The following is a 24,672-nucleotide window of genomic DNA, read 5'->3' as shown; positions in this document are numbered from 1 at the left end:
GCCCAGATGATCTCCACGCTGCTCGTCGCCAACCGGGGCGAGATCGCCTGCCGGATCTTCCGGACCTGCCGGGCGCTCGGCATCACCACCGTCGCCGTGTACTCCGACGCGGACGCCGACGCCCTCCACGTACGGGAGGCCGACACCGCCGTACGGCTGCCGGGCGCCGCCGCCGACACCTACCTGCGCGGCGACCTCGTCGTCGCCGCCGCGCTCGCGGCCGGTGCCGACGCCGTCCACCCCGGCTACGGCTTCCTCTCCGAGAACGCCGGCTTCGCCCGCGCCGTCCAGGACGCCGGACTCGTCTGGGTGGGGCCGCCGGTCAAGGCCATCGAGCTGATGGCGTCCAAGACCCGCGCCAAGGAACTGATGGCCGCCGCCGGGGTGCCGCTGCTCGCCCCCGTCGACCCGGCCCGGGCCACCGCCGACGACCTGCCGCTGCTCCTCAAGGCGGCGGCGGGCGGCGGCGGACGCGGCATGCGCATCGTGCACGAACTGGACGCCCTGGAAGCCGAGTTGACGGCGGCGGGCGCCGAGGCCGCCGCCGCGTTCGGGGACGGCGAGGTCTTCGCCGAGCCCTACGTGGAACGCGGCCGGCACGTCGAGGTCCAGATCATGGCCGACGCGCACGGCGGGGTCTGGGCGCTCGGCACCCGCGACTGCTCCCTCCAGCGCCGCCACCAGAAGGTCGTCGAGGAGGCCCCCGCGCCCGGCCTGGACGACGCGCTGCGCACCCGGCTGCACGACGCCGCCACCGCCGCCGCGCAGGCGGTCGGCTACCGGGGCGCGGGCACCGTCGAGTTCCTCCTCTCCGCCGACGGACGGCCGTACTTCCTGGAGATGAACACCCGCCTCCAGGTCGAACACCCCGTCACCGAAGCGGTCTTCGGGCTCGACCTCGTCGCCCTGCAACTGCGCGTCGCCGAGGGCGAACCGCTGCCCGCCCCCGCGCCCCCCGAGCCGCACGGCCACGCCGTCGAGGCCCGCCTCTACGCCGAGGACCCCGCGCACGACTGGCAGCCGCAGACCGGCACCCTGCACACCCTGGACGTGCCCGCCGAACCCGGCATCCGCCTCGACACCGGCTACACCGACGGCGACACCATCGGCGTGCACTACGACCCGATGCTCGCCAAGGTCATCGCCCACGCCCCCACCCGCGCCGAAGCCGTACGCCTGCTCGCCCGCACCCTGGAACGCGCCCGCGTGCACGGCCCCGTCACCAACCGCGAGCTGCTCGTACGGTCCCTGCGCCACCCCGACTTCCTCGCCGCCCGCCTCGACACCGGCTTCTACGACCGCCACCTCGCCGCCCTCACTCCCGCCCCGGACGACGCGGACCGGCACCTCGCCGCCCTGGCCGCCGCCCTCGCCGACGCCGCCGCCCGGCAACAGGCCCCCGGCCCGGCGCCGGCCCGCCTCGGCGCCTGGCGCAACATCGCCTCGCAGCCCCGGACCAAGCGCTACCGCGCCGAACCCGACGGCACCGAACACGAGGCCGCCTACCGCACCACCCGCACCGGCCCCGCCCCCGAGACCGGCGAACGCGTCGTCACCGCCCGGCCCGACCACGTCACCCTCGAAACCGCCGACGGCCTCACCCGCAGCTTCCGCATCGCCGTCCACGGCGACCGGACGTACGTGGACACCGCCACCGGCCCGCACACCCTCACCGCCCTGCCCCGCTTCACCGACCCCACCGACCGCACCGAACCCGGCTCGCTGCTCGCCCCCATGCCCGGCACCGTCGTCCGGGTCGCGGACGGCCTCGCCGCCGGGGCCGCCGTCACCGCCGGACAGCCGCTGATCTGGCTGGAGGCGATGAAGATGGAACACCGCATCCTCGCCCCCGCCTCCGGCACCCTCACCGCACTTCACGCCGCACCCGGCCTCCAGGTGGAGGTCGGCGCCCTGCTCGCCGTCGTGCAAGACGTAGACGCACAGGAGGAACCGCAGCAATGAGCACCGTCCTCGAAACCGAAGAGCACCAGGCCCTGCGCGCCGCCGTCGCCGCACTCGGAAAGCGCTACGGGCGGGACTACATGACCTCCGTCGTGCGCGACGGGGCCCACCCGCGCGAGCTGTGGGCCGAGGCCGCCAAGCTCGGCTACCTCGGTGTGAACCTCCCCGAGGAGTACGGCGGCGGGGGCGGCGGAATGGCCGAACTCTCCATCGTTCTCGAAGAGTTGGGGGCGGCCGGCAGCCCGCTGCTGATGATGGTCGTCTCCCCGGCGATCTGCGGCACCGTCATCGCCCGCTTCGGCACCGAGGACCAGAAACGCACCTGGCTGCCCGGCCTCGCCGACGGCAGCCTCACCATGGCCTTCGGCATCACCGAACCCGACGCCGGCTCCAACTCCCACCGCATCACCACCACCGCCCGCAGGGACGGCTCCGGGCCGGACGCCGACTGGCTGCTCACCGGCCGCAAGGTCTTCGTCTCCGGCGTCGACATCGCCGACGCCACCCTCATCGTCGGCCGCACCGAGGACGCCAGGTCCGGCAGGCTCAAGCCCTGCCTCTTCATCGTCCCGCGCGACGCCCCGGGCTTCGGCCGCTCGCAGATCGACATGGAACTCCAGGCCCCGGAGAAGCAGTTCGAACTCGTCCTGGACGACGTACGACTGCCCGCCGACGCCCTGGTCGGCGATGAGGACGCCGGACTCCTCCAACTCTTCGCCGGACTCAACCCCGAGCGCATCATGACCGCCGCCTTCGGCATCGGCATGGGCCGCTACGCGCTCGACCGCGCCGTCGACTACGCGAGGACCCGACAGGTCTGGAAGGAACCCATCGGCTCCCACCAGGCCATCGCCCACCCCCTCGCCCAGGCCCACATCGAACTGGAACTGGCCCGGCTGATGATGCAGAAGGCCGCCCGGCTCTACGACGAAGGCGACGACATCGGCGCGGGCGAGGCCGCCAACATGGCGAAGTACGCGGCCGGCGAAGCCTGCGTCCGGGCCGTCGACCAGGCCGTGCACACCCTCGGCGGCAACGGCCTCACCCGCGAGTACGGCCTCGCGTCCCTGATCACCGCGGCCCGCGTCGCCAGGATCGCCCCCGTCAGCCGGGAAATGATCCTGAACTACGTGTCCCACCAGTCCCTGGGGCTCCCCAAGTCCTACTGACAGGGCCCATCCTGTCCCTCCACACCGCGGACGCGGCGGTGGCGCGGCTCCCCGGCACCGCCGCACCACCGCCCTTCCGCGGCTCGCCGCACCCGCCGCCTCGAAGGGACCCGCCAGGATGCACGTGTTCCACAGCGACCACCCGGCCGTACCGACGCTCGACCTGCCCATCCACGACGCGGTCCTCGGCGACGCCGCCGCGCACGGCGACACGGTCGCGCTGATCGACGGCACGGACGACACCTCCGTCCTCACCTACCGGCAGCTCGACACCTTCCACCGCCGCATCGCCGCCGGACTCGCCGAGGCCGGACTCCGCAAGGGCGACGTCCTGGCCCTGCACAGCCCCAACACCATCGCCTACCCGGCGGTGTTCTTCGGCGCGACCCGGGCCGGTGCCACCGTCACCACCGTCCACCCCCTCGCCACGGCGGAGGAGTTCGCCAAGCAGCTCCGCGACTCCGCCGCCCGCTGGATCGTCACCGTCTCCCCGCTCCTGCCCACCGCGCTCGCCGCCGCGGAACTCGCCGGGGGCATCGAACGGATCCTCGTCTGCGACCGGGCCGAGGGACACCCCTCCGTACTCGACCTGCTCGCCACCACCGCCCCCGAACCCCGCGTCACGGTCGACCCCGCCGAGGACGTCGCCGCCCTCCCGTACTCCTCCGGCACCACCGGAACCCCCAAGGGCGTCATGCTCACCCACCGCTCCATGGGCACCAACCTGGAGCAGCTCCGCCCCTTCATCCCCATGGGCCCCGGCGCCCGCATCCTGGCCGTCCTGCCCTTCTTCCACATCTACGGCCTCACCGCCCTGATGAACGCCCCGCTGCGGCTGGGCGCCACCGTCGTCGTACTGCCCCGTTTCGACCTCGACCAGTTCCTCGCCGCGATCGAGAAGCACCGCATCACCGGCCTGTACGTGGCCCCGCCGATCGTCCTCGCCCTCGCCAAGCACCCCGCGGTCGACCGCTACGACCTCTCCTCCCTGGAGTACGTCGTCAGCGCCGCCGCCCCGCTCGACGCCGCACTCGCCGCCGCCTGCTCGAAGCGGCTCGGCCTGCCGCCGGTGCGCCAGGCGTACGGCATGACGGAACTCTCCCCGGGCACCCACGTCGTCCCGCTCTCCGCCGAGAACCCGCCGCCCGGCACGGTCGGCAGACTGCTGCCCAGCACCGAGATGCGCATCGTCCCGCTCTCCGACTCCTCGTCCGGACAGGGCGAGATCCTCATCCGCGGTCCGCAGGTGATGAAGGGCTACCTCGGCCGCCCCGAGGCCACCGCCGACATGATCGACGCCGACGGCTGGGTGCACACCGGCGACATCGGACACGTCGACGAGGACGGCTGGCTGTTCGTCGTCGACCGGGTGAAGGAACTCATCAAGTACAAGGGCTACCAGGTCGCCCCCGCCGAACTCGAAGCCCTCCTCCTGACCCATCCGTCCATCGCCGACGCCGCCGTCATCGGCGTGACCGACGACGAGGGCAGCGAGGTCCCCAAGGCATACGTCGTCCACCAGCCCTCCGCCCCCGGCCTCACGACGGACGAGGTCATGGCATACGTCGCCGAACGCGTCGCCCCGTACAAGAAGATCCGCCGGGCCGAGTTCATCGACGCGATACCCCGCGCCACCTCGGGCAAGATCCTCCGCCGCGAACTGCGCGACCGGGAACGGAAGCACTGACCGGGCGGGGCACGTCTCCCTGGGCCGCTCGGGCCTCAAGGCCGCTCGGGCCTGCGGGCGAGGAAGGTGGCGAAGGTCCTCCCGGCTCCTTCGGCGGGTTCCTCCACCAGCCGTGCGGTGAGGACGAGTCCGGCCCGCTTCAGGAGTTCGGCGAGCCGGTCGGGCGGCAGCAGGTGGGACTCGTAGGACACCGGGAGGCCGCCGTACGCCTGCGTGGGACGCAGGTGCTGGCCGGACCCCACGTGCCCGGCCAGCATCACATGGCCCCCGGGCACGAGGGCCCGGTGGAACTCGCCGAACACCACCGGCAGCAGCCCCGGCGGCGTGTGGTGGGTGGAGTAGTACGCGAGGACGCCGCCGAGGGTCTCGTCCGCGACCGGGAGCGCGGTCATCGAGCCGACGGCGAAGGACAGGCCGGGGTGGGCGTCACGGGCCAGCCCGATCATGGCGGGCGACAGGTCCAGGCCGAACGCGGGCACGCCCCGTTCGGCGAGGTGGGCCGTGACCCTGCCGGGTCCGCACCCCAGGTCGGCGACGGGGCCGAGCCCGGCCGTCCGCACCGTCTCCGCGAACACCTCCAGCATCCCCCGCGACAACGGGTCCAGCTCCGCCGGGGACTTGACCCGCTCGACGTAGGCGGAGGCGACGGTGTCGTACGACTTCCGGACGGCGGCGAGGTGGGAGGTGTCAGGCATGCGGGCGACTGTAACGAAGGTCCGCGGCACCTGACTTCGGGGCGTCGGCCGGGGCCGTCCCGGGGCCGCCGGCCGTCACCGCGGAGAGCGGCGCAGGTCCCGTACGTACCGGTCGAACCGGGGGCCGCCGTTGCCGGGCGGCTGCTCGCCGGGGCCGAACCCGGCCCGCCGCGCGACCTCGGCGGATGCGCGGTTCTCCGGATCGACCTGGATCACCGCCTCCTCGCCGCCCTCGGCGGCCGCGTAGTGCGAGGCCAGCAGGACCGCGCGGGTGGCCAGGCCCCGCCCCCGCCAGGAGGGGTAGAGGCCGTAGGCGACATTCACCTGGCCGGGGGCCAGGTCCTCCGCCGCGAACCGCAGGTCGACCGTCCCCGCGAGCACCTCGTCGGAGCCCACCCGGATGCCGAAGGCACGGAGCGGCCCGCCGGTCTCCCACTGCTCCCGGCAGTGCCGGAAGTACGCCTCGACGCCCTCGCGCGTACCGGGGCCGCCGTTGAGCCAGCGGACCAGCAGTTCGTCCTCCCCCGCGAGATGCGCCGCCACGTCGTCCGGGCGCAGTGGCGACAGCGTGATGGTCCCGTCGGACAGCCTCACCTCGTGCATCCGACGATCCTCGGCGTCGAAGCCGCTTCGCGCCATCGGATTCCGGCGGCGCGGCCGGGAGACCCCGGAAAGCGCGGCGACGGAAATCATGCAAGCGTGCTTGATTGTTCCTGTTCCCGCTGCCACGCTCGACGCGACGCCCCCGCAGCAAGGAGAGTGACCGATGAGCCGGCTCGCCGCCCCCGTCCACGACCGGGGCATCACCACCCTCGCCCTCGACTCGCCGGCCAACCGCAACGCGCTCTCCGCGGCCATGGTCGACGAACTCGCCACCGCCCTGGACGCGTGCGCGGCCGACGACACCGTACGGGCCGTCGTCCTCACCCACACCGGCAACACCTTCTGCGCCGGCGCCGACCTCACCGCACCGCCCGACCCGCACGCCCTCGTCGCCCTGATGCGGCGGATCGTCGCCCTGCCCAAACCCGTCGTCGCCCGGGTCACCGGACACGTCCGGGCGGGCGGCCTCGGGCTGCTCGGCGCCTGCGACATCTCGGCGGCCGGCCCCGACGCCTCGTTCGCCCTCACCGAGTCCCGGCTCGGCCTCGCCCCCGCCGTCATCTCCCTGCCGCTGCTGCCCCGCACCGACCCGCGCGCCGCCACCCGCTACTACCTCACCGGCGAACGCTTCGACGCCGGCGAGGCCGCCCGCATCGGCCTGATCACGCTCGCCGTGGGCCCCGGCGAGGACATCGACAAGGCGCTCGCCCCCGTGCTGGACGGCCTGCGCAGGGCCTCACCGCAGGGGCTGAGGGCTTCGAAGGAGCTGGTCACGGCTACTGTGCTGGAAAGCTTCGACCAGCACGCCGAAGACCTCATCGCCCGCTCGGCGGCACTCTTCGCCTCCGCCGACGCCCGGGAAGGAATGACGGCCTTCCTCGAACGACGGGACCCCGCATGGGCGTTGTGATGCCCCCCACCGACCGGACCCCCAAGCAGGACCGCAGCCGCGCCACCCGCCGCAGGCTCCTCGAAGCCGCCGTCTCCTGCCTGGCCGAACACGGCTGGGCGGGCTCCACGGTCTCCGTCGTCGCCGAACGCGCGGGCGTCTCGCGCGGCGCGGCCCAGCACCACTTCCCGACCCGCGAGGACCTGTTCACCGCGGCCGTCGAGTACGTCGCCGAGGAACGCTCCGCCGCCCTGCGCGCCCTGCCCGTCCAGGGGCGCACGGAAGTCGTCGCCGCACTCGTCGACCTGTACACCGGGCCGCTCTTCCGCGCCGCGCTCCAGCTCTGGGTCGCCGCGTCCAACGAACCGCAGCTCCGCCCCCGCGTCACCGAACTCGAAGCCCGCGTCGGCCGCGAGACCCACCGGATCGCCGTCGAACTCCTCGCCGCCGACGAGACGAAACCCGGCGTGCGCGAAACCGTCCAGGGCCTCCTCGACATGGCCCGCGGCCTGGGCCTGGCCAACGTCCTCACCGACGACACGGCCCGCCGCCGGGGAGTCGTGGCGCAGTGGACGGTACTGCTGGAACGGGCACTGGACTGAACCGCGGCAAGTAGGGCTGGCCCCAGGGACGTTGGGGGGAAAGCCGCAGTGATCACCGGGGTGGCGCGCGGCTAGCGTCGATCCGTGTGAGACACGGACAGAGCAGAGCGAACAGATCTCCCGCCCGCACGGTCGTCCTGACCGCGGTCACGGCGCTGCTGGCCGCGGCTTCCGCACCGGCATCCGCAGCCACGCACGCCGCACCCATCGAGCACGCCGCACACGCCCCGCCCCGCACGGCCTCGCCCGACGGCTGCGACACCGCGCGGGGCGCACTGGCCGACCGGTTCGGCACCCTGGTCGCCCGGGACGGCATCCCGGGCGCGGCCGCCGAGGTCACCGGTCCGCGCTGCGGCCGGTGGACGGTGGCGCGCGGCGTCGCCGACCTGGACACCGGCCGCCCGATGCGGGCCCGGGACCGGCTGCGGATCGGCAGCGTCACCAAGACGTTCACCGCCACCGTCGTCGTACAGCTCGCCGCCGAGGGCCGGATCGGGCTGGACGCCCCCGTCGAGCGCTACCTGCCCGGACTGATCCGGGGCAACGGCCACGACGGCCGCCGGATCACCGTGCGGCAGCTCCTCCAGCACACCAGCGGGCTCCCCGACTACGTCGAGGCGATCGTCGAGCGGCCCGTCGACGAGTGGCGGTTCCGCCACTTCGAGCCCCGGGAACTGGTCGCGACCGCGCTGGCGATGCCGCGCCCCGCCCCCGGGTGGCACTACTCGACCACCAACTACGTCCTCGCCGGACTGCTCGTCGAACAGGTCACCGGACACGGCATCGAGGCCGAGGTGGACCGCCGGATCATCGAGCCGCTCGGCCTGCGCGACACGTACTGGCCCGGTGACCGCACCCGTATCCGGGGCCCGCACTCGCGCAGCTACGCCCCCGCCGAGGACCCCGCGGACCCGGCCCCGACGGACGGCACCGAGTGGAACATGACCTTCGGCGGTGCGGGCGGGGCGCTGGTCTCCACCCCCGGCGACGTGAACCGGTTCTTCCGCGGCCTGTTCGGCGGCCGGCTGCTCCCCGCCCGCTGGCTCGCCGAGATGAAGCGCACCGTACCGGCGGACCCGCAACGGCTCTGGCCCGGCGCCCGCTACGGGCTCGGTCTGATCTCCTCCCCGCTGAGCTGCGGCGGCCGGTGGTGGGGCCACGGCGGAACCGTGCCGGGCGGACACCGCGCGCTCGGCGCGGTCGGCCCCGGCGGCAGCGGCGTCGCCATCGCCCTCACCAAGGTGCCCGACACCGACCGGGCCGAGGAGGAGTACCTCGCCGCCGTCGACACCGCCCTCTGCCCCTCGTACAAGGAGATGAAATGACACCCCGGTCCCACACCCGCCGGCCCTCGGCCCGGGCCGCACGCCGTGCCCCGGCCGCCGCCCTCGCCCTCGCCGCCTGCCTCACCGCGATCCCCGCCGTCGCCGTCGCCGCGCCCCGTGCCACGCCGGAGGACACCGTCCCGAAGAACGCCGCCCCCGGCCTCGACCGCTACTACGACCAGCGCCTCACCTGGGGCAGTTGCGCCACCGGACCCGACGACACCGTGGGGCAGGACCTCGACAGGGCCGGGGTCCAGTGCACCGACGTGACCGTCCCGCTCGACTACGCCGAGCCCCACGGCCGCACGATCACCGTGGCCATGTCCCGGCTGAAGGCCACCGACACCCGCCACCGCATCGGCGCCATCCTGCTCAACAACGGCGGCCCCGGCGGCCCCGCCGTCGACTCCCCGCCGCACATCCGCGAGGCCATGAAGGGCGTCGGCGCGCGCTACGACATCATCGGCTTCGACCCCCGCTTCGTCGGCCGCAGCACCCCATTGGACTGCGACTGGCCCACCGGCATGTTCTTCCGCTCGGCCGGACCCGACCGGGCCGGCTTCGACCGCCAGGTCGCCTTCCAGAAGAGCCTCGCCGACAAGTGCCGGGCCACCAACGCCGACGTCCTCCCGCACGTCACCACCCGCAACACCGCCCGCGACATGGACGTCATCCGCGGTGCCCTCGGCGAACGCCGGATCTCCTACCTGGGCTACTCGTACGGCACCTACCTCGGCACCGTCTACAGCCAGATGTTCCCCGGTCGCTACGACCGGATGGTGCTCGACGGGGCGATCGACCCCGACAACTACGGCCCCCTGCTCCTCCGCGACGGCCTGAACGAGAACGAACAGGCCCTCGCCTCCTGGGCCTCCTGGGCCGCCGGCCGCCACGACACCTACCGCCTCGGCCGCACCCGCGCACAGGTCCTCGCCACCGTCGACCGCGTGGCGAAGGCCGCCGCCCGGAAGCCGCTGACCCTCGGCACCGGCGCCGACACCTTCCGGATCGACGCCTCCCACATACCGCTGCTGCTCTTCATGTCGCTCGCCGACGACCACGACGCGACCCGGGCCGAACTCGGCGGGACCCTCGCCGTGCTCTCCGAGGCCGCGAAGGGGCGCCCGACCACCCTGACACCGGGGCTCGTCGAGACGTTCCGGTTCATCCTGACCGGCACGGCCTCGCACGTGGGCAGCGTGCAGACCGCGATCCTCTGCGGCGACCGGGCCGCACCCCGCGACCCCGAGACGTACTGGCAGGACATCGAACGCGACCGCGCCGCCCACCCGCTCTTCGCGCCCATGACCCACAACATCCTGCCGTGCGCCTTCTGGGACCGTCCCCGCGAGGAGCCGACCCGGGTGGAACGGGACGCCCGCGCACTGATCGTGGGCGCCACCGGCGACCCGCGCACCACCTACCGCGGCACCCTCGAACTGCACCGCAAGCTCCCCGGCTCCCGGCTCGTCACCCTGGAGGGAGCCAACCGCCACGGCCTGTACGGCGAGTACGGAAACGCCTGCGTCGACAACCGGGTCAACCGCTACCTGGCCACCGGAAAGCTGCCCGCCAAGGACCTGACCTGCGTCAAGTGACAGGAGCTGGGCGGGCGTCCGGCCCCGGGGCACCCCGGGACCGGACGCCCGCCCGCCCTCAGTTCCCCAGGTCCGCGAGCTGGTCGTACCCCGGGATCTCCCGGGGGTCGCGCGAGCCCGGACCGACGTACCGCGCCGAGGGCCGCACCAGCCGCCCCGTCCGCTTCTGCTCCAGGATGTGCGCCGACCAGCCCGCCGTACGCGCGCACGTGAACATCGACGTGAACATGTGCGCCGGGACCTCCGCGAAGTCCAGCATGATCGCCGCCCAGAACTCCACGTTCGTCGCCAGCACCCGGTCCGGGCGCCGCGCGTGCAGCTCCTCCAGCGCGGCCTTCTCCAGCGCCTGCGCCACCTCGAACCGCGGCGCGCCCAGCTCCTCGGCGGTGCGCCGCAGCACCCGCGCCCGCGGGTCCTCCGCCCGGTACACCCGGTGCCCGAAGCCCATCAGCCGCTCGCCCCGGTCCAGGGCCTTCTTCACGTACGCGGTGGCGTCGCCGGTCCGCTCGATCTCCTCGATCATGCCGAGCACCCGGGACGGCGCACCGCCGTGCAGCGGCCCCGACATCGCGCCCACCGCACCCGACAGCGCGGCCGCCACGTCGGCGCCGGTCGACGCGATGACCCGGGCGGTGAACGTGGAGGCGTTCATGCCGTGCTCGGCGGCCGAGGTCCAGTACGCGTCCACGGCCTTCACGTGCCGGGGGTCCGGCTCGCCGCGCCAGCGGATCATGAACCGCTCGACCACGGAACCGGCCTTGTCGATCTCGCTCTGCGGAACCATCGGCCGCCCCTGCCCGCGCGCCGACTGGGCGACGTAGGACAGCGCCATCACGGCGGCCCGCGCCAGGTCGTTGCGCGCGGTCTCCTCGTCGATGTCGAGCAGCGGCCGCAGCCCCCACACGGGGGCCAGCATCGCCAGCGCGGACTGCACGTCGACCCGGATGTCACCGGAGTGCACCGGGATCGGGAACGGCTCGGCGGGCGGCAGCCCGGGGTTGAACGCCCCGTCGACCAGCAGGCCCCAGACGTTTCCGAACGACACGTGGCCGACGAGATCCTCGATGTCGACGCCCCGGTAACGGAGCGAACCGCCTTCCTTGTCCGGTTCGGCGATCTCCGTCTCGAACGCGACGACTCCCTCTAGTCCCGGTACGAAGTCGGACATGGCGGCTCCCTCGGTCGACGGCTCTGCGGAGGCCCTGCGGCGGCCTGCCCCAAGATATTGGCGGCTTTCCCCGACCCGGGGGAAGCGTGACATCCGGCACAGGAGGAGCCCGTCCCCACCGGGCGGGGCCCCTCGCTCCTGTCCACCTCCATACCCCTCCGGTGCCGGGCGGGAACGGAGGCTGCGGCAGGATGACCCCGTGCCCACCGCAGACTCTCCCTCCGATTCCACCACCGATCCGGCCGCGATGCGCGAGCAGTACCGCTCCGAGGCATTCACCGAGGACACGCTGGCCGACGACCCGATGCGGCAGTTCGCCCACTGGTTCCGGCAGGTGGCCGTGGGCGGGATGCTCCACGAGCCCAACGCCATGATCGTCTCCACCGCCACCCCCGAGGGCCGGCCGTCCTCCCGCACGGTGCTGCTGAAGAAGTACGACGAGCGCGGCTTCGTCTTCTTCACCAACTACGAATCCCGCAAGGGCCGCGAACTGGCCGCCAACCCGTACGTCTCGCTGCTCTTCCCCTGGCACCCGATGGCCCGCCAGGTCATCGTCACCGGCCGGGCGGAACGCGTCGGCCGCGAGGAGACGGTCGCCTACTTCCGCACCCGCCCGCACGGTTCCCAGCTCGGTGCCTGGGCGAGCGCCCAGTCGACGGTGATCGGCACCCGCGAGGAGCTCATCGCCCGCTACGAGGAGCTGGCCGCCCGCTACCCGGAGGGCGAACACGTCCCCGCGCCCCCGCACTGGGGCGGCTACCGCGTCGTCCCCGACACGATCGAGTTCTGGCAGGGCCACGCGAACCGGCTCCACGACCGGCTGCGGTACGTGCGCGAGGGCAAGGACTGGCGCGTCGAGCGCCTGTGCCCGTAGTCCCGGCAAAGGCCCCCGGACACGCAGAAACCCGCAGGCTCTGGTCCCTCCTTGCGGAGGAGCCGGCCGGACTTACCGGCGAGCCTGCGGGTCGGTGACTGCTTGGGATTGGCCGACATCCGGCCTGCACTGCGAAGAGCGCGACAACGGGCGTCAGCCCGCAGCCACCTCACGAGTCCGAGAAGAAATCACTTCCGGAACACCTCCTCTCTTGTGTGGCAGCAGCCTAGGAACGCCTTCGGCACCGCACAACCGAATTAATGACGGGGTTGTTTTCCGGGAAGTCGGTGTGCGCCGGTTCGCCTTCGAGTTCAATGGTCTGACGTGCGGAAATGCCGAATGCGTCCTGCGGGGGGTACGGGGTGAGTGCGTCCACGGGCAGTGGAACGGCCGAGGCGCCGGGGCCCGACGAGGGGCCGGGGGGCGGGCTCGGGGCCGAGTTGCTCGCGACGTTGCTGGACGGGATGGACGCCGCGCTCTGCGCGTTCGACGCGGACGGCACCATCACCCACTGGAACCGCGAGGCCGAGCGGATTCTCGGCTGGTCCGCCGAGGAGGCCGTGGGGCGCCCCGGACTCGCCGGGTGGGCGGTGCGGCGGGCGGACGCGGGGGAGGTGCAGGGGCGGCTGATGGCGGCCATGGCCGGGCCGGGCCGCCGGGTCCACGAGTTCGCGCTGCTGCGCAAGGACGGCGGCCGGGTGCTCGTGCGGACCCAGTCGGCCGGGGTGCGGGGCGCCGACGGGCGGCCGGCCGGGGTGTACTGCGCGTTCAGCGAGGTGCACGCGCAGATCGATCTGGAGCGGTCGATCGCGCTGAGCGAGGCGCTGCTGGAGGACGCGTCCTGGGGCGTGGTCCTCGTCGACGCCGATCTGCGTCCCGCGGTCGTCAACGCGCACGCGGCGCGGGCCCTGGGCGTCGGCCGGGCGGCGCTGCTGGGGCGCCCGCTGGGGGAGGTCGTCGTGCGGGGCGCCGAGGAGGTGGAGGGCGCGTTGCAGCACGTGCTGGCCGAGGGCGCACCACCGGCGCCCGCCGAGTTGTGGGTGACGCTGCGGACGGCGGAGGGGGAGCGGCGGCGCTGCTGGCGCAGCGGTTTCCTCCGGCTGACGTCGCCGCTGGCCGAGGAGCCGGTCCCGCTGGGGGTCGGCTGGTTGTTCCAGGACGTGACGGCGGAGCGGCTGGCGGCGCAGGAGGCGGACCGGATGCGGTTCCGGTCGAACCAGTTGCACCGGGCCTCGCGGGCGGCGTCCGAGTGCGAGGACCCGATGGAGGCGGCCACCTCCTACCTGGACTACGCGCTCGCGGGCTTCGCGGACCACGCGCTGGTCGATCTGGTGGTGGGGGAGCGGCTGGTGCGGGTGGCGGCGACCCCGTCCGGTGAGCCGGGCCCGTGCCTGCCGGTGGCGGCCGGTTCCCTTCCGCTGCGCTACGCGACGGGGCATCCGGCGCTCCGGGCGGTGGACCGCAGGGGGGCGGTGCGGGCCAGCGCGGGGAGCGGGCCGGGGGCCGGGGAGTGGGCGGCCGAGCGGCAGTGGCCCGGGGACGCCGCGCACGCGCTGTGCGCGGTGCTGCGGAGCCGGGGGCGCACCCTGGGGGTGGTGACGTTCCTGCGGTCCGGTCACCGCGCCGCCTTCGAACGTCCCGACGCGGCGTACGCGGAGAGCGTGGCGGTACGGGTCGCGGCGGCGGTGGACCTGGCGCAGGCGCTGAAGCCGGGGGGATGAGGACGGGGCGGGTGCGGCGGGCCCCGGGGGTCGCGCGGGGCCCGGGGCCGGTGTCGTGCGGGGTTACTGGCGGTAGAAGATGCGGTCCCGGTACTCCGTCATGACGTGGCCGTTCCACTCGTGGCCGCCGTCCACGTTGCCCGACCGCAGCAGCGGCGGTTCGATGCCCCGCTGCGCGAGCTGTTCCGCGGCGGCGGCCATCATCGCCTGCATCAACGCGCTGGTGACCACCGTCGAGGCGGGTGCGAACGGTGCCTCGATCCCGTCGAGGGTCAGTTCCGCGTCGCCGATCGAGATCTTGCTGTCGAGGACGATGTCGCAGTGGTCCCGCAGGAAGCCGCCCGAGGAGTGCCGGGAGCGGGTGCCGTCCGCGTACGCCACGGACGTGACGCCGATGACCTTCAGGCCGAGCGCGCGGGCGTTCAGCGCCATCTCCACCGGGAGCGCGTTGCGTCCGGAGAGCGAGATGATCACGAGGACGTCGCCGGCCCGGGCGGGGCTGGAGTCCAGCACGGCGCCCGCCAGTCCGTCGACCCGCTCCAGCGCGGAGCCGAGGGTGGCGGGCATGACGTCGACGCCGACCGTCCCGGGCACGGCCAGCAGGTTCATCAGGGCGAGCCCGCCCGCCCGGTAGACGACGTCCTGCGCGGCGAGCGAGGAGTGCCCGGCGCCGAAGGCGAAGAGCCTGCCGCCCGCCTCGACGGTGTCGGCGATCGCGGTGCCGGCGGCCGTGATGTTGCCGGACTCCTCGTCGCGCACGCGCTCGAGCAGGCCGATCGCTGCGTCGAAGAACTGACCGGCCAGCTTGCTGTCGCTCATCGAGGAGGCCCTTTCCGGCAGGGAGACGTTCACGGGGTGTCCATGTCGCGGATCACGTTGCGGTCTGGACCAGTGACCTGTCAATACCGTCCGCCCGGCTCCGTCGTGACGGTCTTCGACGGGCGGGCACGGTTGTCGGCGGTATGCGTCAGAATTGGAGGAGGGCCAGCGCACAGCGCTTATGACGTTTTCATGTCACAGCATCGAGGGGCACGTATGTCCGGACTGATCGACACCACGGAGATGTACCTCCGCACCATCCTCGAACTCGAAGAGGAAGGCGTGGTCCCCATGCGCGCCCGGATCGCGGAACGGCTGGACCAGAGCGGTCCGACGGTCAGCCAGACGGTGGCGCGCATGGAGCGCGACGGCCTGGTGCAGGTCGCGGGCGACCGGCACCTGGAGCTGACCGGCGAGGGCCGGCGTCTCGCGACCCGCGTCATGCGCAAGCACCGGCTCGCCGAGTGCCTGCTCGTCGACGTGATCGGTCTGGAGTGGGAGCAGGTCCACGCCGAGGCGTGCCGCTGGGAGCACGTGATGAGCGAGGCGGTGGAGCGGCGGGTGCTGGAGCTGCTGCGGCACCCCACGGAGTCCCCGTACGGGAACCCGATCCCGGGCCTGGAGGAGCTGGGCGAGAAGGCGGAGGCCGACCCGTTCCTCGACGAGAGCATGGTGAGCCTGTCGGAGCTGGACCCGGGCGCCGACGGCAAGACGGTGATCGTGCGCCGGATCGGTGAGCCGATCCAGACGGACGCCCAGCTGATGTACACGCTGCGGCGGGCGGGCGTGCAGCCCGGTTCCGTGGTCAGCGTGACCCAGTCGCCGGGCGGGGTGCTGGTCGGCAGCAGCGGTGAGGCGGCGGAGCTGGACGCCGAGATCGCCTCGCACGTGTTCGTGGCCAAGCGCTGACGGCCGGTCCGTACTTCCCGCATCGCCGGTACCTCCCGGTGCCGCCGGTATTTCGCGTACCTCTTGCCCGCCCCGTCGACGAGGCGCCGCGGCCGGAACCCGGCCGCGGCGTCCAGGGGCGGTATCCGCTTTCTTTTTTCCGTGCGGAACAGCAGCGCCCGGGCGGATCGCGTGCCAGGCTGTGCCTGAGGCATACCTGAGAGTGTCGGCCGATGGGCCGCGCGGTCGGGGAGGGAGCAGGTGCATGCGCCCGTCGTACTGGCGTGTCCGGCATGTCCGGCACGCGCATCGCAAGGTGGTCGCCCCGCTCCGTGCCGTGCCCGGGCCGGGCGCGCCGGATCCGGCCGTCCATGAGCCGCCTGCCCACGGGCAGGGCGACCACGGGCGGGGCGCTCGCCTCCAGGGTTCGCGCGCCGGTACGCGCGCCGTGAGCGCCGCTGCCCGCGCACCCCGCCCCGCACCTTCCCGCCCCGCCGCTTCCCGTTCCGTCGCGGCGGCGGCCGGCCTCCCGACAGCAGAGGGCCCCGGCGCCGCGCGGCGCCGGGGCCTGTCCTCCCCTGCTTCGACCCGGAGCCCCGAGCTCTCGAGGTCGGTCCCTACGGGCCCTCATCCCCGAGTGGCCCGCCTCCCGGAGAAGATCTCCCCTCCGGCGAGGGCATCAATCCTTGGAACCGGTCACTCGAACGAGGGTTGTTGGGTGCCGGACCCCGGTTTTCGAATACAAGTTCGATAGTCTGACGTGGTGCGTCCACGCGGCGATCGAGCAGTGATCAAGCGGTGATCAAGCGGTGATCGAGGACCTGAAGGAGGTGCCAGGACATATGGTGCGGCGCATCGATGTGACCGGGACCGACGGCGTACGCCTCGCGGCCTGGGAGTTCGCCGATCCGCCCAAGGAGCGCACGGAGGGCGAGCGCGTTCCCGGGGTCTTATTGCTCCACGGCTTGATGGGCCGGGCCGCGCACTGGGCCTCGACCGCCCGCTGGCTCGCCGAACGGCACCGGGCCGTCGGCCTCGACCAGCGCGGACACGGCCGCAGTGAGAAGCCGGCCGACGGCCCGTACACCCGTGACGCGTACGTCGCCGACGCGGAGGCGGCGATCGAACAGCTCGACCTCGCGCCCGTGACCCTCGTCGGGCACTCGATGGGCGCGCTGACGGCCTGGCAGCTCGCCGCGAAGCGCCCCGACCTCGTCAGGGCCCTGGTCATCTGCGACATGCGGGCCTCCGCGCTCGGCGCGGCCTCGCAGCGGGAATGGGAGGACTGGTTCCGGTCCTGGCCGGTGCCGTTCGCGACGCTCTCCGACGTACGGAAGTGGTTCGGCGAGGACGACCCCCGGGTGGAGCGGCCCAATCCGGCCCGGGGCGAGTTCTTCGCCGAGGTGATGGCCGAGCGGGCGGACGGCTGGCGGCCCGTCTTCTCCCGCCGCCAGATGCTCCAGTCCCGCGCGACCTGGGTGTTCGACGCGCACTGGGAGGAGCTGGCCCAGGTGCGGTGCCCGACCCTGGTGCTCCGCGGCCTCGACGGCGAGCTGGGCCGGGCGGAGGCCCAGGAGATGGTCCGTGTCCTGCCGCGCGGGCAGTACGCGGAGGTGGCCGACGCCGGTCATCTCGTCCACTACGACCAGCCCGAGGGCTGGCGCGCGGCGGTCGAACCCTTCCTGGAGCAGTTCGCCGAGGGACCCCGGTGCGACCGGGAGCCCGCCATTTCGTGACGGGGCGCCATGCCGTGACGGACCACCACGAAGCCGCGGTGGTCCGTCACGGTCCCGGGGTGCGGGCCCTCAGCCCTTGCTGACCGCCGTCAGGATCTCCGGGAGCCGTTCCGCCGTGCGCGGAGCGGCGATCCGCAGCCCCGCCCAGGAGATCAGCGCCCCGTACGCGGCGCCCACGGGCAGCAGCACCCACAGCCACTGCTGGTGGTCCGCGACGTGCAGCCAGATCAGTGCCGCGATCAGGGGCGCGCAGAACAGGCCTGCCGAGAGCATGCCGCCGAAGACCGAGATCCAGGCGAGGCCGCCCTGGCCCGGCGCCACGTTCTTGAACCCCTCCTGCGGGATCGAGTACGGGAAGACCGCCGACGCCACCGCGCCCGTCGCCAGCATCCCGCCGAGCAGGGCGAGCGACAGGCCCAGGGCCTCCGGCAGCGCGCCCCAGTCGCCGAGCACCGCCGCGGTCAGCACCATCACCAGGACCGTGTACGGCAGGGTGATCAGCAGCAGCGCCAGTGCCCGCGCCCGCAGTTCGAGGTAGGCGTCCCGGGGGGAGGAGATCGTCAGCAGGACCATCCAGAACGCGGAGGTGTCCTGCCCGAACTGGTTGTACATCTGGATGCCGAGCATCCCGGCGGCGAAGCAGGCGAAGTAGACCGAGCCGTTGCCCTGGAGCGCGTTGAACAGCGGGACGATCAGTCCGACCGCCAGCGACGTGACCCAGGCGGCCTTGGTCTTCGGATCGCGCGTGATGTACCGCAGGCTGCGCTCCATCACCGGCCCCGTGCGTCCCGGGGGCAGCAGCGCGGAGAGCCGGGAGCCCTCCTTGCCGGCCTTCTCGCGGGCGGTGTCGGCGGCGGCCAGGGTCGAGCCGTCCGGGGCCGTCATCAGCTTCGTCAGGCTCCGCTGCCACAGCCACAGCAGCGCGAGCAGCGCCGCGACGGACAGCAGCAACTGCCCGGCGGCCTGCCCGTACGAGCCCCGCGACGCCGAGTCCACCGCCCCGATCGCGGAGGCGGGCGGCAGCCAGCGCACCACGTCGGCGACCGGGTCGAGCGCGGCCAGGCCGCCCGTCCGGCCGAGCTGCTGCGCGCCGAAGTTGACGACCTGGAAGCCCACGGCGATCACCAGACCGCTGAGCACCGCCAGGTCGCGGCCCTTGCGCGAGGACAGCAGCCGGGTGTTGGCCGTGGCCACCGCGCGGGCCAGCGTCACGCACAGCAGCAGCGCGAGCGGCCCGCAGACCACGGCGAACACGGCCCCCGCCGCTCCGTACGCCACCGCGAACACCGAACCGGCCACCAGGCAGAACGTGAACAGCGGACCGATCCCGACCAGCGAGGCCACCAGCAGCGCCGAGACCAGCGGGCGCGGGCGCAGCGGCAGCATCACCAGACGGCTCGGGTCGAGGGTCTCGTCGCCGCTGGGGAAGAACAGCGGCATCACGGCCCAGCCGACCGCCAGCACCCCGGCCATCAGGACGACGACGGAGGCGACGTGGTCGTGTCCGCGCAGCACGATCAGCCCGATCAGCTGGCTCGCGGCGATCAGCAGGGCGAAGACGACGGACGCGATGTACGCGGCCCGCCGGCCGGCCGACTGCCGCAGCCCGTTGCGCAGCAGGGCCAGTTTGAGCCGGACGAAGACGGGGACGAGGCCCTCGCCCGCGGCCCGGCGGGGGGTGGTGCCCGCGGGGGCGTCGAGCACGCTCATCGGTCGCCGCCCAGCCAGTCGAGGGAGTCGTCGGCGGCGCGGGAGCCGGCGCCGACGAGTTCGAGGAAGGCGTTCTGCAGCGAGGACGCCTCGCCGCGCACCTCGGCCAGGGTGCCCTGGGCCCGGACGCGGCCGGCCGCCATGACGGCCACCCAGTCGCAGAGGGACTCGACGAGCTCCATCACATGGCTGGAGAAGACGACGGTCGCCCCCGAGCGGGTGTAGCGCACCAGCACTTCGCGGATGGTCTGCGCCGACACCGGGTCCACGCCCTCGAACGGCTCGTCCAGGAAGAGCACTTCGGGGTTGTGCAGCAGCGCCGCCGCGAGCCCGATCTTCTTCCGCATGCCGGTCGAGTAGTCGACCACCAGCTTGTGCTGGGAGCCCGCCAGGCCGAGCACGTCGAGCAGCTGGGTGGCCCGCTTGTCCACCTCGGCGCCGGGGAGACCGCGCAACCGTCCGGTGTACGCGAGGAGTTCGCGCCCCGAGAGGCGTTCGAAGAGCCGCAGCCCCTCCGGGAGCACGCCGATCCTGGCCTTCACCTCGACCGGGTCGCGCCACACGTCGTGGCCGCCGATCTCGACGGTCCCCCCGTCGGGCCGGAGCAGCCCGGTGACCATCGACAGCGTGGTCGTCTTGCCCGCGCCGTTGGGGCCGACCAGGCCGATGAACTTGCCCGCGGGCAGCTCCAGATCGATCCCGGCGACCGCGGTCTGTTCCCCGAAGCGCTTCCACAGCCCCCGTACGCGAACGGCGGGCGGAGCCGCCTCGGCCCCCTCCGTACCGTCCACCCCGCTCTCCCCTGTCGCCGTGCCGGTCTCCGCGTGGTCACGCATGATGTCCTGCCCTTTCGGTGTCCCCGTGTTCCGGGACCACCCTACGAAAGGGTGTTCTAGGAAAAAAAGGGCAGAGTCGTGGACGCGTGCCCTACGGACGGCGGGTCCGGGCGTCGGCCGCCTCCCGCGCGCAGGCGTAGGCGAGCGGACTGATGAGTTCCTCCGCGTCCGGCAGCCACCGGTTGGCGGGGGTGGGGCGACGGGCCCACTGCACCGAGCCGCGCCCGCCGACCCGGGACGGCGGCGCCGCCACGTAGTGGCCGTCGCCGCGGCCGACCAGGTCGATGACGGCGGCCCGCCAGCCCAACTTCCGTACGAGACCGTCCGACTTGGCCGCCGCGCCCGGCAGCACGAAGAAGTGCATCCGCCGGTCGGGGGTGCAGGTGACGGGGCCGAGCGGCAGCCCCATCCGTTCCATCCGGGCCAGGGCGAGGAAACCGGCGGACTCCGGTACGTCGATCGTGTCGAAGGCGCGTCCGGTGGGCAGCAGGATCGACGCCTTCGGGTGCCGGGACCACATCCGGCGGGCGGCGGCACCGCTCCCGGTCGCCTGGCCGGCCCAGTCGGGTCCGGCGGGATGCGCGCCGGGGGAGACGCAGCCGGCGTCGCCGCAGGAGCACCGCTCGGTGCCCCCGTCCGCCTCCAGCCACGTGCCCGGGCACACGTCCCAGTGCCGCTCCTCCGCGTACCGCACCGCGGCGTCGAGCAGTTGCTCGCCCCGCTGACCGGGCACTTTCACCGTTTGCGCGGCCTTCACGTCCTTCGTGGCCGCGGCGGGGGGTTCTTCGACTGCGAGGGGCTCATCCACGCACAGCACAACTGTGGCCAGCGCCCGGGGTTACGGGCGCGGCGGCGCGTCCCCGGCGTACCGGCCCGTCGTGCGGGGCGCATGGAGGCATGGGCGGGGGCGCGTGCCGGGCGAGGGCCGGCCGGGTGGGTAGCCCCCCATACGGGCGGCCGCCGGACAGTCGGCGAACGCATCCGGAACGGTCGGCCTTTGTCATATGCCGACATGAATGGCAAGGAACGCAACACACCCGACGATCACGATGAATGTGCGCATTTTCCGGGTATCCGCCGGGCAGTGATCCGCCCATGATCACTGCGGCCTCAGGGGGAAACATGGCAGCCAGGCCTCTCGTCGCACGCCAGCCGAACGAACGGCTCCAGGCGCTCATTCAGGAAGCCGGATGCTCCAACGCCGGTCTCGCCCGGCGCGTCAACATGGTCGGCGCGGAGCGCGGGCTCGACCTGCGGTACGACAAGACCTCCGTGGCCCGTTGGCTGCGGGGGCAGCAACCACGTGGCAGGGCGCCGGGAATCATCGCCGAGGCGCTCGGCCGCAAGCTCGGCCGGACGGTCACGATCGACGAGATCGGCATGGCCAACGGCAAGAACCTGGCATCCGGCGTCGGTCTCCAGTTCGCCCCGACCGTGATCGGCGCGATCGAGCAGGTCTGCGAGCTGTGGCGCAGCGACGTCGGCCGCCGCGACTTCCTGTCCGGTTCGGCGGTCGCCTCATCCGCGCTCGTCGAACCCAGCCGGGACTGGCTGATCACCGGCGCCGACCCGCAGGTGGCACGGGCCGCCGGGGCCCGGGTCGGGATGCCGGACGTGGAGGCGGTGCGGGCGATGACGGCCGCGCTGGTCGACCTCGACCACCGGTTCGGCAGCGGGCACGTGCGGCCGGTCCTGGTGCACTACCTGAACAGCGTCGTGTCCGGGCTGCTCTCCGGGGCGTACCGCGAATCGGTCGGCCGGCAGCTGTTCGCCGCCGTCGCGCGGCTCACCGAACTCGCCGGGTACATGGCGGTCGACACGGGCCAGCCGGGGCTCGCCCAGCGCTACTACATCCAGGCGCTGCGGCTGGCCCAGGCGGCGGGCGACCGGGCGTACGGCGGCTATGTGCTGGCCGCGTCGATGAGCCACCTCGCCGCGCAGCTCGGCAACCCGAGGGAGATCGCCCAGCTGGCGCGGGCCGCGCAGGAGGGCGCGCGTGGGCGGGTGACGCCGAGGGCGGAGGCGATGTTCCACGCGGCGGAGGCGCGCGGGCACGCCCTGCTCGGCGACGTCCGCACCTGCCAGGCGGTGATGGGCCGGGCGGTGACGGCCCTGGAGCACGCCGACCCGGACTCGGGCGACGACCCCGACTGGATCGCCCACTTCGACCACGCCTACCTCGCGGACGAGTTGGCGCACTGCCACCGCGACCTCGGCCAGGCGGAGGCGGCGGCGCGGCGGGCGAAGGAGGCCCTGGACGGGCTCCCGGAGTCCCGGGCCCGCCGCCGGGGCATCGGCCTGGTGCTGCTGGCCACGGCCCAGGTCCAGATGCGCGAGGTGGAGCAGGCGTGCCACACGGGCACCCGGGCGATGGAGCTGCTGGGTTCGCTGCGCTCCAGCCGGGGGGCGGAGTACCTGGACGACCTCCAGCAGCGGCTGATCCCGTACGGGGACGAGTCGGCGGTACGGGAGTTCGGGGCGCGGCTGGAACTCCAGGCGGCGTGACGGGGACCCGGCCGGGGACGACAGGGCCGGCCGGGCTTCCGGTACGCATTCTTCCGGTAGCCGCCCCTCCGGTACGGGCTCCGGGCGGGGAGCCGGTACGGGGCCCGCGATCGGGGGTGTGACCAGGGAATACGGATCCGCTCCCTTAACTGCGTCTTAAGGGCGCCGGGTGTTACACCTCCTGTGAAGGGGTGGTGAGTGACCTCACGCGCTTGGCGAACGGCGGCAGCCACCCGATAGCGTGAGCCGACGATTCCGTAGGTTCACACGTAGGAGTCCCGGTGACGCAGAGCGGACAGGGTGACGAGCAGCAGCTCCCTGCTGTACGGCCCGCGCACGAAGGTGTCGTGCTGCCCGCGGGCGGCGGAGAGCCCTGGATACCAGGGGGGCCGACGGACCAGGCGGCCCCGGCGGGCGGTCAGCCGTGGGGGCAGCCCTGGGGGCCGCAGGCGGCGCACCCGGACGCCTCGTCCCAGCAGCCCTACCAGCCCCAGCCCCATCAGCAGCCTCAGCAGCAGGCGCACGGCCAGGGGCAGGGGGCGTACGGGCAGGCGCAGTACGGAGCGGGGCAGCAGCCGGCCCCGGGGTACGGACAGCAGCCGCCCGCGCAGCAGCCGCAGCAGTACGGGCAGATGCCCCAGGCCCGGTCCCAGGCTCCGCAGCACGCCCAGCCGCCGCACGTCCAGGCCCCGCAGCCCCAGCCGCCCGTGCAGTCCCAGCAGCAGCCGCCGCAGCCGTTCGCGCAGCCGCTGCCGCCGGAGGCCGTGCCCGGTGGTGCTCCGGGCGGGGACGAGGCGGCCACGCAGTACATCGCGCCGGTTCCCGCCGGGCCCGCCCCGGGCGGGCCGCCGCCGGAGAGCCCCGCGGAGTCCACCCACTTCCTCGGCCGCGGGATGCCGCCGCAGCAGTCCCAGCAGCAGTACCAGCAACAGCAGCCCGGCCACGGTGCCGACGCCGAGGCGACCCAGTACATCCCGCCCGTGCCCGGGGGCACCCCGTACGGCATCCGGCCCGGCGCCCCGGGCGACCGGCAGCCGCCCGCCGAGTTCGACAACCTGTTCCGCAGCGACGAACCGGCCGGCTCCACCCAGCAGATGCCCATGCCGGGCCACCCGCAGCAGCCTCCGCAGCATCAGCCCCACCAGCACGCGGGGGACCGGCAGCCTCCGTACCGGCCCGTGAACGAGGACCCGTACGAGCCGCAGCCGCGCAAGAGGCGGGCGCACGTCACGCTCATCGCGGCGGTCGTGGCCGGTTGCGCCGTCGTCGGCCTCGGCGCGGGCGCGCTGTTGAGCGGGGGCGACGACAAGGGCGACGAGAGCAAGGAGCCGGTCGGCTCGGCGAGCACGCCCGCCGTCCAGCAGTCCTCCTCGCCCACGGCCGAGGCCGATCCGGCGAAGCCGCAGGCCGAGGCGCTCGACAAGCTGCTGGCCGACAGCAACAACAGCCGTGCCGCGGTCATCGGGGCGGTGGAGAAGACCAAGAACTGCACGGACCTGGACCAGGCCGTGACCGATCTCAAGGGCGCCGCCAAGCAGCGCCGCGACCTGGTGACCCGGCTCCAGGGGCTGAGCGTCGACAAGCTGCCGAACAACGCCCAGCTGACCGCCTCCCTCACCAAGGCGTGGCAGGCGTCCGCCTCCGCCGACGACCACTACGCCGCGTGGGCCGCGCAGGCCAAGAACGGCAAGAAGGTGTGCAAGCACGGGAAGGCGCGCACGACGGCCGAGACGCAGAAGGCCACCGCGCAGAGCGGCGAGGCGAGCCGGGCCAAGCAGCAGGCGGCCGGGCTGTGGAACTCGATCGCGTCGAAGTACGGGCTGACCCGGCGGACGGCGACACAGCTCTGAGCCGCGGCTCCGACGGAGCGGACGGGGCGGGCCAG

The 24,672-nt window shown here is 73.5% G+C and carries 20 protein-coding genes; 13 read left to right on the top strand and 7 right to left on the bottom strand.

Annotated features, from left to right (window positions below):
- Nucleotides 1-6: 6 nt before the first annotated feature.
- The 3 genes from ACFYW1_RS15660 (at nucleotide 7) to ACFYW1_RS15650 (ending at nucleotide 4,818) form a co-directional block, all read left to right on the top strand.
- Complete coding sequence (locus ACFYW1_RS15660; protein ID WP_388991954.1) at nucleotides 7-1,962, top strand: biotin carboxylase N-terminal domain-containing protein; 1,956 nt, start codon at nucleotides 7-9, stop codon at nucleotides 1,960-1,962.
- Nucleotides 1,959-3,131, top strand: coding sequence for an acyl-CoA dehydrogenase family protein (locus tag ACFYW1_RS15655; protein ID WP_388991951.1), 1,173 nt, complete (start codon nucleotides 1,959-1,961; stop codon nucleotides 3,129-3,131). The genes ACFYW1_RS15660 and ACFYW1_RS15655 overlap by 4 nt, the downstream gene beginning before the upstream one ends.
- 118 nt (nucleotides 3,132-3,249) lie before the next feature.
- On the top strand, nucleotides 3,250-4,818 hold the full coding sequence (locus tag ACFYW1_RS15650; RefSeq protein ID WP_388991948.1) for a 4-coumarate--CoA ligase family protein: 1,569 nt from the start codon (nucleotides 3,250-3,252) through the stop codon (nucleotides 4,816-4,818).
- A gap of 35 nt (nucleotides 4,819-4,853) precedes the next feature.
- Here ACFYW1_RS15650 and ACFYW1_RS15645 read toward each other — a convergent pair whose 3' ends face one another.
- Nucleotides 4,854-5,513 (bottom strand): class I SAM-dependent methyltransferase, encoded by a 660-nt coding sequence (locus ACFYW1_RS15645; RefSeq protein ID WP_388991945.1) that lies wholly within the window; start codon nucleotides 5,511-5,513, stop codon nucleotides 4,854-4,856.
- Between the two features lie 75 nt (nucleotides 5,514-5,588).
- Nucleotides 5,589-6,116, bottom strand: a complete 528-nt coding sequence (locus tag ACFYW1_RS15640; protein ID WP_388991942.1) for a GNAT family N-acetyltransferase — start codon at nucleotides 6,114-6,116, stop codon at nucleotides 5,589-5,591.
- A gap of 163 nt (nucleotides 6,117-6,279) precedes the next feature.
- Here ACFYW1_RS15640 and ACFYW1_RS15635 point away from each other — a divergent pair, with 163 nt between their 5' ends.
- From ACFYW1_RS15635 to ACFYW1_RS15620, 4 genes are all read left to right on the top strand, one after another.
- Complete coding sequence (locus ACFYW1_RS15635) at nucleotides 6,280-7,026, top strand: enoyl-CoA hydratase family protein (protein ID WP_388991939.1); 747 nt, start codon at nucleotides 6,280-6,282, stop codon at nucleotides 7,024-7,026.
- Nucleotides 7,014-7,607, top strand: a complete 594-nt coding sequence (locus ACFYW1_RS15630; RefSeq protein WP_356930429.1) for a TetR/AcrR family transcriptional regulator — start codon at nucleotides 7,014-7,016, stop codon at nucleotides 7,605-7,607. Before ACFYW1_RS15635 ends, ACFYW1_RS15630 begins: the two co-directional genes overlap by 13 nt.
- An 86-nt stretch (nucleotides 7,608-7,693) precedes the next feature.
- A complete protein-coding gene (locus ACFYW1_RS15625) occupies nucleotides 7,694-8,932 on the top strand; it encodes a serine hydrolase domain-containing protein (protein ID WP_388991936.1) in 1,239 nt (412 codons plus the stop codon).
- A complete protein-coding gene (locus ACFYW1_RS15620; RefSeq protein WP_388991933.1) occupies nucleotides 8,929-10,530 on the top strand; it encodes an alpha/beta hydrolase in 1,602 nt (533 codons plus the stop codon). The genes ACFYW1_RS15625 and ACFYW1_RS15620 overlap by 4 nt, the downstream gene beginning before the upstream one ends.
- Nucleotides 10,531-10,588: 58 nt before the next feature.
- On the opposite strand, the gene ACFYW1_RS15615 is transcribed toward ACFYW1_RS15620, so the two are convergent.
- Entirely contained in the window at nucleotides 10,589-11,698 is a 1,110-nt protein-coding gene (locus ACFYW1_RS15615; protein ID WP_356930426.1) for a citrate synthase 2, read from the bottom strand.
- Nucleotides 11,699-11,945: 247 nt separating this feature from the next.
- Between ACFYW1_RS15615 and pdxH the strand changes: the two genes are divergently transcribed.
- Nucleotides 11,946-12,572 carry a pyridoxamine 5'-phosphate oxidase gene (pdxH, locus tag ACFYW1_RS15610; RefSeq protein ID WP_388992147.1) on the top strand — a complete coding sequence of 209 codons (627 nt, stop codon included), beginning with the start codon at nucleotides 11,946-11,948 and terminating at the stop codon, nucleotides 12,570-12,572.
- A gap of 362 nt (nucleotides 12,573-12,934) precedes the next feature.
- Nucleotides 12,935-14,293 (top strand): PAS domain-containing protein, encoded by a 1,359-nt coding sequence (locus ACFYW1_RS15605; protein ID WP_388991929.1) that lies wholly within the window; start codon nucleotides 12,935-12,937, stop codon nucleotides 14,291-14,293.
- Between the two features lie 63 nt (nucleotides 14,294-14,356).
- Here ACFYW1_RS15605 and ACFYW1_RS15600 read toward each other — a convergent pair whose 3' ends face one another.
- The gene (locus tag ACFYW1_RS15600) at nucleotides 14,357-15,112 is read right to left on the bottom strand and encodes an SIS domain-containing protein (protein ID WP_388991926.1); all 756 of its coding nucleotides are present in this window, start codon (nucleotides 15,110-15,112) and stop codon (nucleotides 14,357-14,359) included.
- Between the two features lie 216 nt (nucleotides 15,113-15,328).
- On the opposite strand from ACFYW1_RS15600, the gene ACFYW1_RS15595 reads away from it, so the two are divergent.
- Nucleotides 15,329-16,021: a metal-dependent transcriptional regulator gene (locus ACFYW1_RS15595; protein WP_388991923.1), complete on the top strand. Its 693-nt coding sequence runs from the start codon at nucleotides 15,329-15,331 to the stop codon at nucleotides 16,019-16,021.
- 821 nt (nucleotides 16,022-16,842) lie between these two features.
- Nucleotides 16,843-17,736, top strand: a complete 894-nt coding sequence (locus tag ACFYW1_RS15590) for an alpha/beta fold hydrolase (protein WP_388991920.1) — start codon at nucleotides 16,843-16,845, stop codon at nucleotides 17,734-17,736.
- A 69-nt stretch (nucleotides 17,737-17,805) separates the two neighbouring features.
- Here ACFYW1_RS15590 and ACFYW1_RS15585 read toward each other — a convergent pair whose 3' ends face one another.
- From ACFYW1_RS15585 to ACFYW1_RS15575, 3 genes are all read right to left on the bottom strand, one after another.
- Complete coding sequence (locus ACFYW1_RS15585; RefSeq protein WP_388991917.1) at nucleotides 17,806-19,446, bottom strand: transporter; 1,641 nt, start codon at nucleotides 19,444-19,446, stop codon at nucleotides 17,806-17,808.
- A complete protein-coding gene (locus ACFYW1_RS15580) occupies nucleotides 19,443-20,282 on the bottom strand; it encodes an ABC transporter ATP-binding protein (protein WP_388991914.1) in 840 nt (279 codons plus the stop codon). The genes ACFYW1_RS15585 and ACFYW1_RS15580 overlap by 4 nt, the downstream gene beginning before the upstream one ends.
- Nucleotides 20,283-20,373: 91 nt before the next feature.
- The gene (locus ACFYW1_RS15575) at nucleotides 20,374-21,021 is read right to left on the bottom strand and encodes a bifunctional DNA primase/polymerase (protein WP_388991911.1); all 648 of its coding nucleotides are present in this window, start codon (nucleotides 21,019-21,021) and stop codon (nucleotides 20,374-20,376) included.
- A gap of 383 nt (nucleotides 21,022-21,404) precedes the next feature.
- On the opposite strand from ACFYW1_RS15575, the gene ACFYW1_RS15570 reads away from it, so the two are divergent.
- Nucleotides 21,405-22,787 carry a transcriptional regulator gene (locus ACFYW1_RS15570; RefSeq protein WP_388991908.1) on the top strand — a complete coding sequence of 461 codons (1,383 nt, stop codon included), beginning with the start codon at nucleotides 21,405-21,407 and terminating at the stop codon, nucleotides 22,785-22,787.
- A 281-nt stretch (nucleotides 22,788-23,068) separates the two neighbouring features.
- Nucleotides 23,069-24,637, top strand: a complete 1,569-nt coding sequence (locus tag ACFYW1_RS15565) for a hypothetical protein (RefSeq protein ID WP_388991905.1) — start codon at nucleotides 23,069-23,071, stop codon at nucleotides 24,635-24,637.
- Nucleotides 24,638-24,672: the final 35 nt, after the last annotated feature.

This window comes from Streptomyces sp. NPDC002669 (assembly GCF_042889165.1).
Lineage (GTDB): Bacteria > Actinomycetota > Actinomycetes > Streptomycetales > Streptomycetaceae > Streptomyces.
This window is presented reverse-complemented; position numbering and strand designations above follow the sequence as displayed.

What these genes read in the sequence shown, in the direction of transcription:
- ACFYW1_RS15660 (WP_388991954.1), top strand. Translation starts at nt 7, where the DNA reads ATGATCTCCACGCTGCTCGTCGCCAACCGGGGCGAGATCGCCTGCCGG.
- ACFYW1_RS15655 (WP_388991951.1), top strand. Translation starts at nt 1,959, where the DNA reads ATGAGCACCGTCCTCGAAACCGAAGAGCACCAGGCCCTGCGCGCCGCC.
- ACFYW1_RS15650 (WP_388991948.1), top strand. Translation starts at nt 3,250, where the DNA reads ATGCACGTGTTCCACAGCGACCACCCGGCCGTACCGACGCTCGACCTG.
- ACFYW1_RS15645 (WP_388991945.1), bottom strand. Translation starts at nt 5,513, where the DNA reads ATGCCTGACACCTCCCACCTCGCCGCCGTCCGGAAGTCGTACGACACC.
- ACFYW1_RS15640 (WP_388991942.1), bottom strand. Translation starts at nt 6,116, where the DNA reads ATGCACGAGGTGAGGCTGTCCGACGGGACCATCACGCTGTCGCCACTG.
- ACFYW1_RS15635 (WP_388991939.1), top strand. Translation starts at nt 6,280, where the DNA reads ATGAGCCGGCTCGCCGCCCCCGTCCACGACCGGGGCATCACCACCCTC.
- ACFYW1_RS15630 (WP_356930429.1), top strand. Translation starts at nt 7,014, where the DNA reads ATGGGCGTTGTGATGCCCCCCACCGACCGGACCCCCAAGCAGGACCGC.
- ACFYW1_RS15620 (WP_388991933.1), top strand. Translation starts at nt 8,929, where the DNA reads ATGACACCCCGGTCCCACACCCGCCGGCCCTCGGCCCGGGCCGCACGC.
- ACFYW1_RS15615 (WP_356930426.1), bottom strand. Translation starts at nt 11,698, where the DNA reads ATGTCCGACTTCGTACCGGGACTAGAGGGAGTCGTCGCGTTCGAGACG.
- pdxH (WP_388992147.1), top strand. Translation starts at nt 11,946, where the DNA reads ATGCGCGAGCAGTACCGCTCCGAGGCATTCACCGAGGACACGCTGGCC.
- ACFYW1_RS15600 (WP_388991926.1), bottom strand. Translation starts at nt 15,112, where the DNA reads ATGAGCGACAGCAAGCTGGCCGGTCAGTTCTTCGACGCAGCGATCGGC.
- ACFYW1_RS15595 (WP_388991923.1), top strand. Translation starts at nt 15,329, where the DNA reads ATGTCCGGACTGATCGACACCACGGAGATGTACCTCCGCACCATCCTC.
- ACFYW1_RS15590 (WP_388991920.1), top strand. Translation starts at nt 16,843, where the DNA reads ATGGTGCGGCGCATCGATGTGACCGGGACCGACGGCGTACGCCTCGCG.
- ACFYW1_RS15585 (WP_388991917.1), bottom strand. Translation starts at nt 19,446, where the DNA reads ATGAGCGTGCTCGACGCCCCCGCGGGCACCACCCCCCGCCGGGCCGCG.
- ACFYW1_RS15580 (WP_388991914.1), bottom strand. Translation starts at nt 20,282, where the DNA reads ATGCGTGACCACGCGGAGACCGGCACGGCGACAGGGGAGAGCGGGGTG.
- ACFYW1_RS15570 (WP_388991908.1), top strand. Translation starts at nt 21,405, where the DNA reads ATGGCAGCCAGGCCTCTCGTCGCACGCCAGCCGAACGAACGGCTCCAG.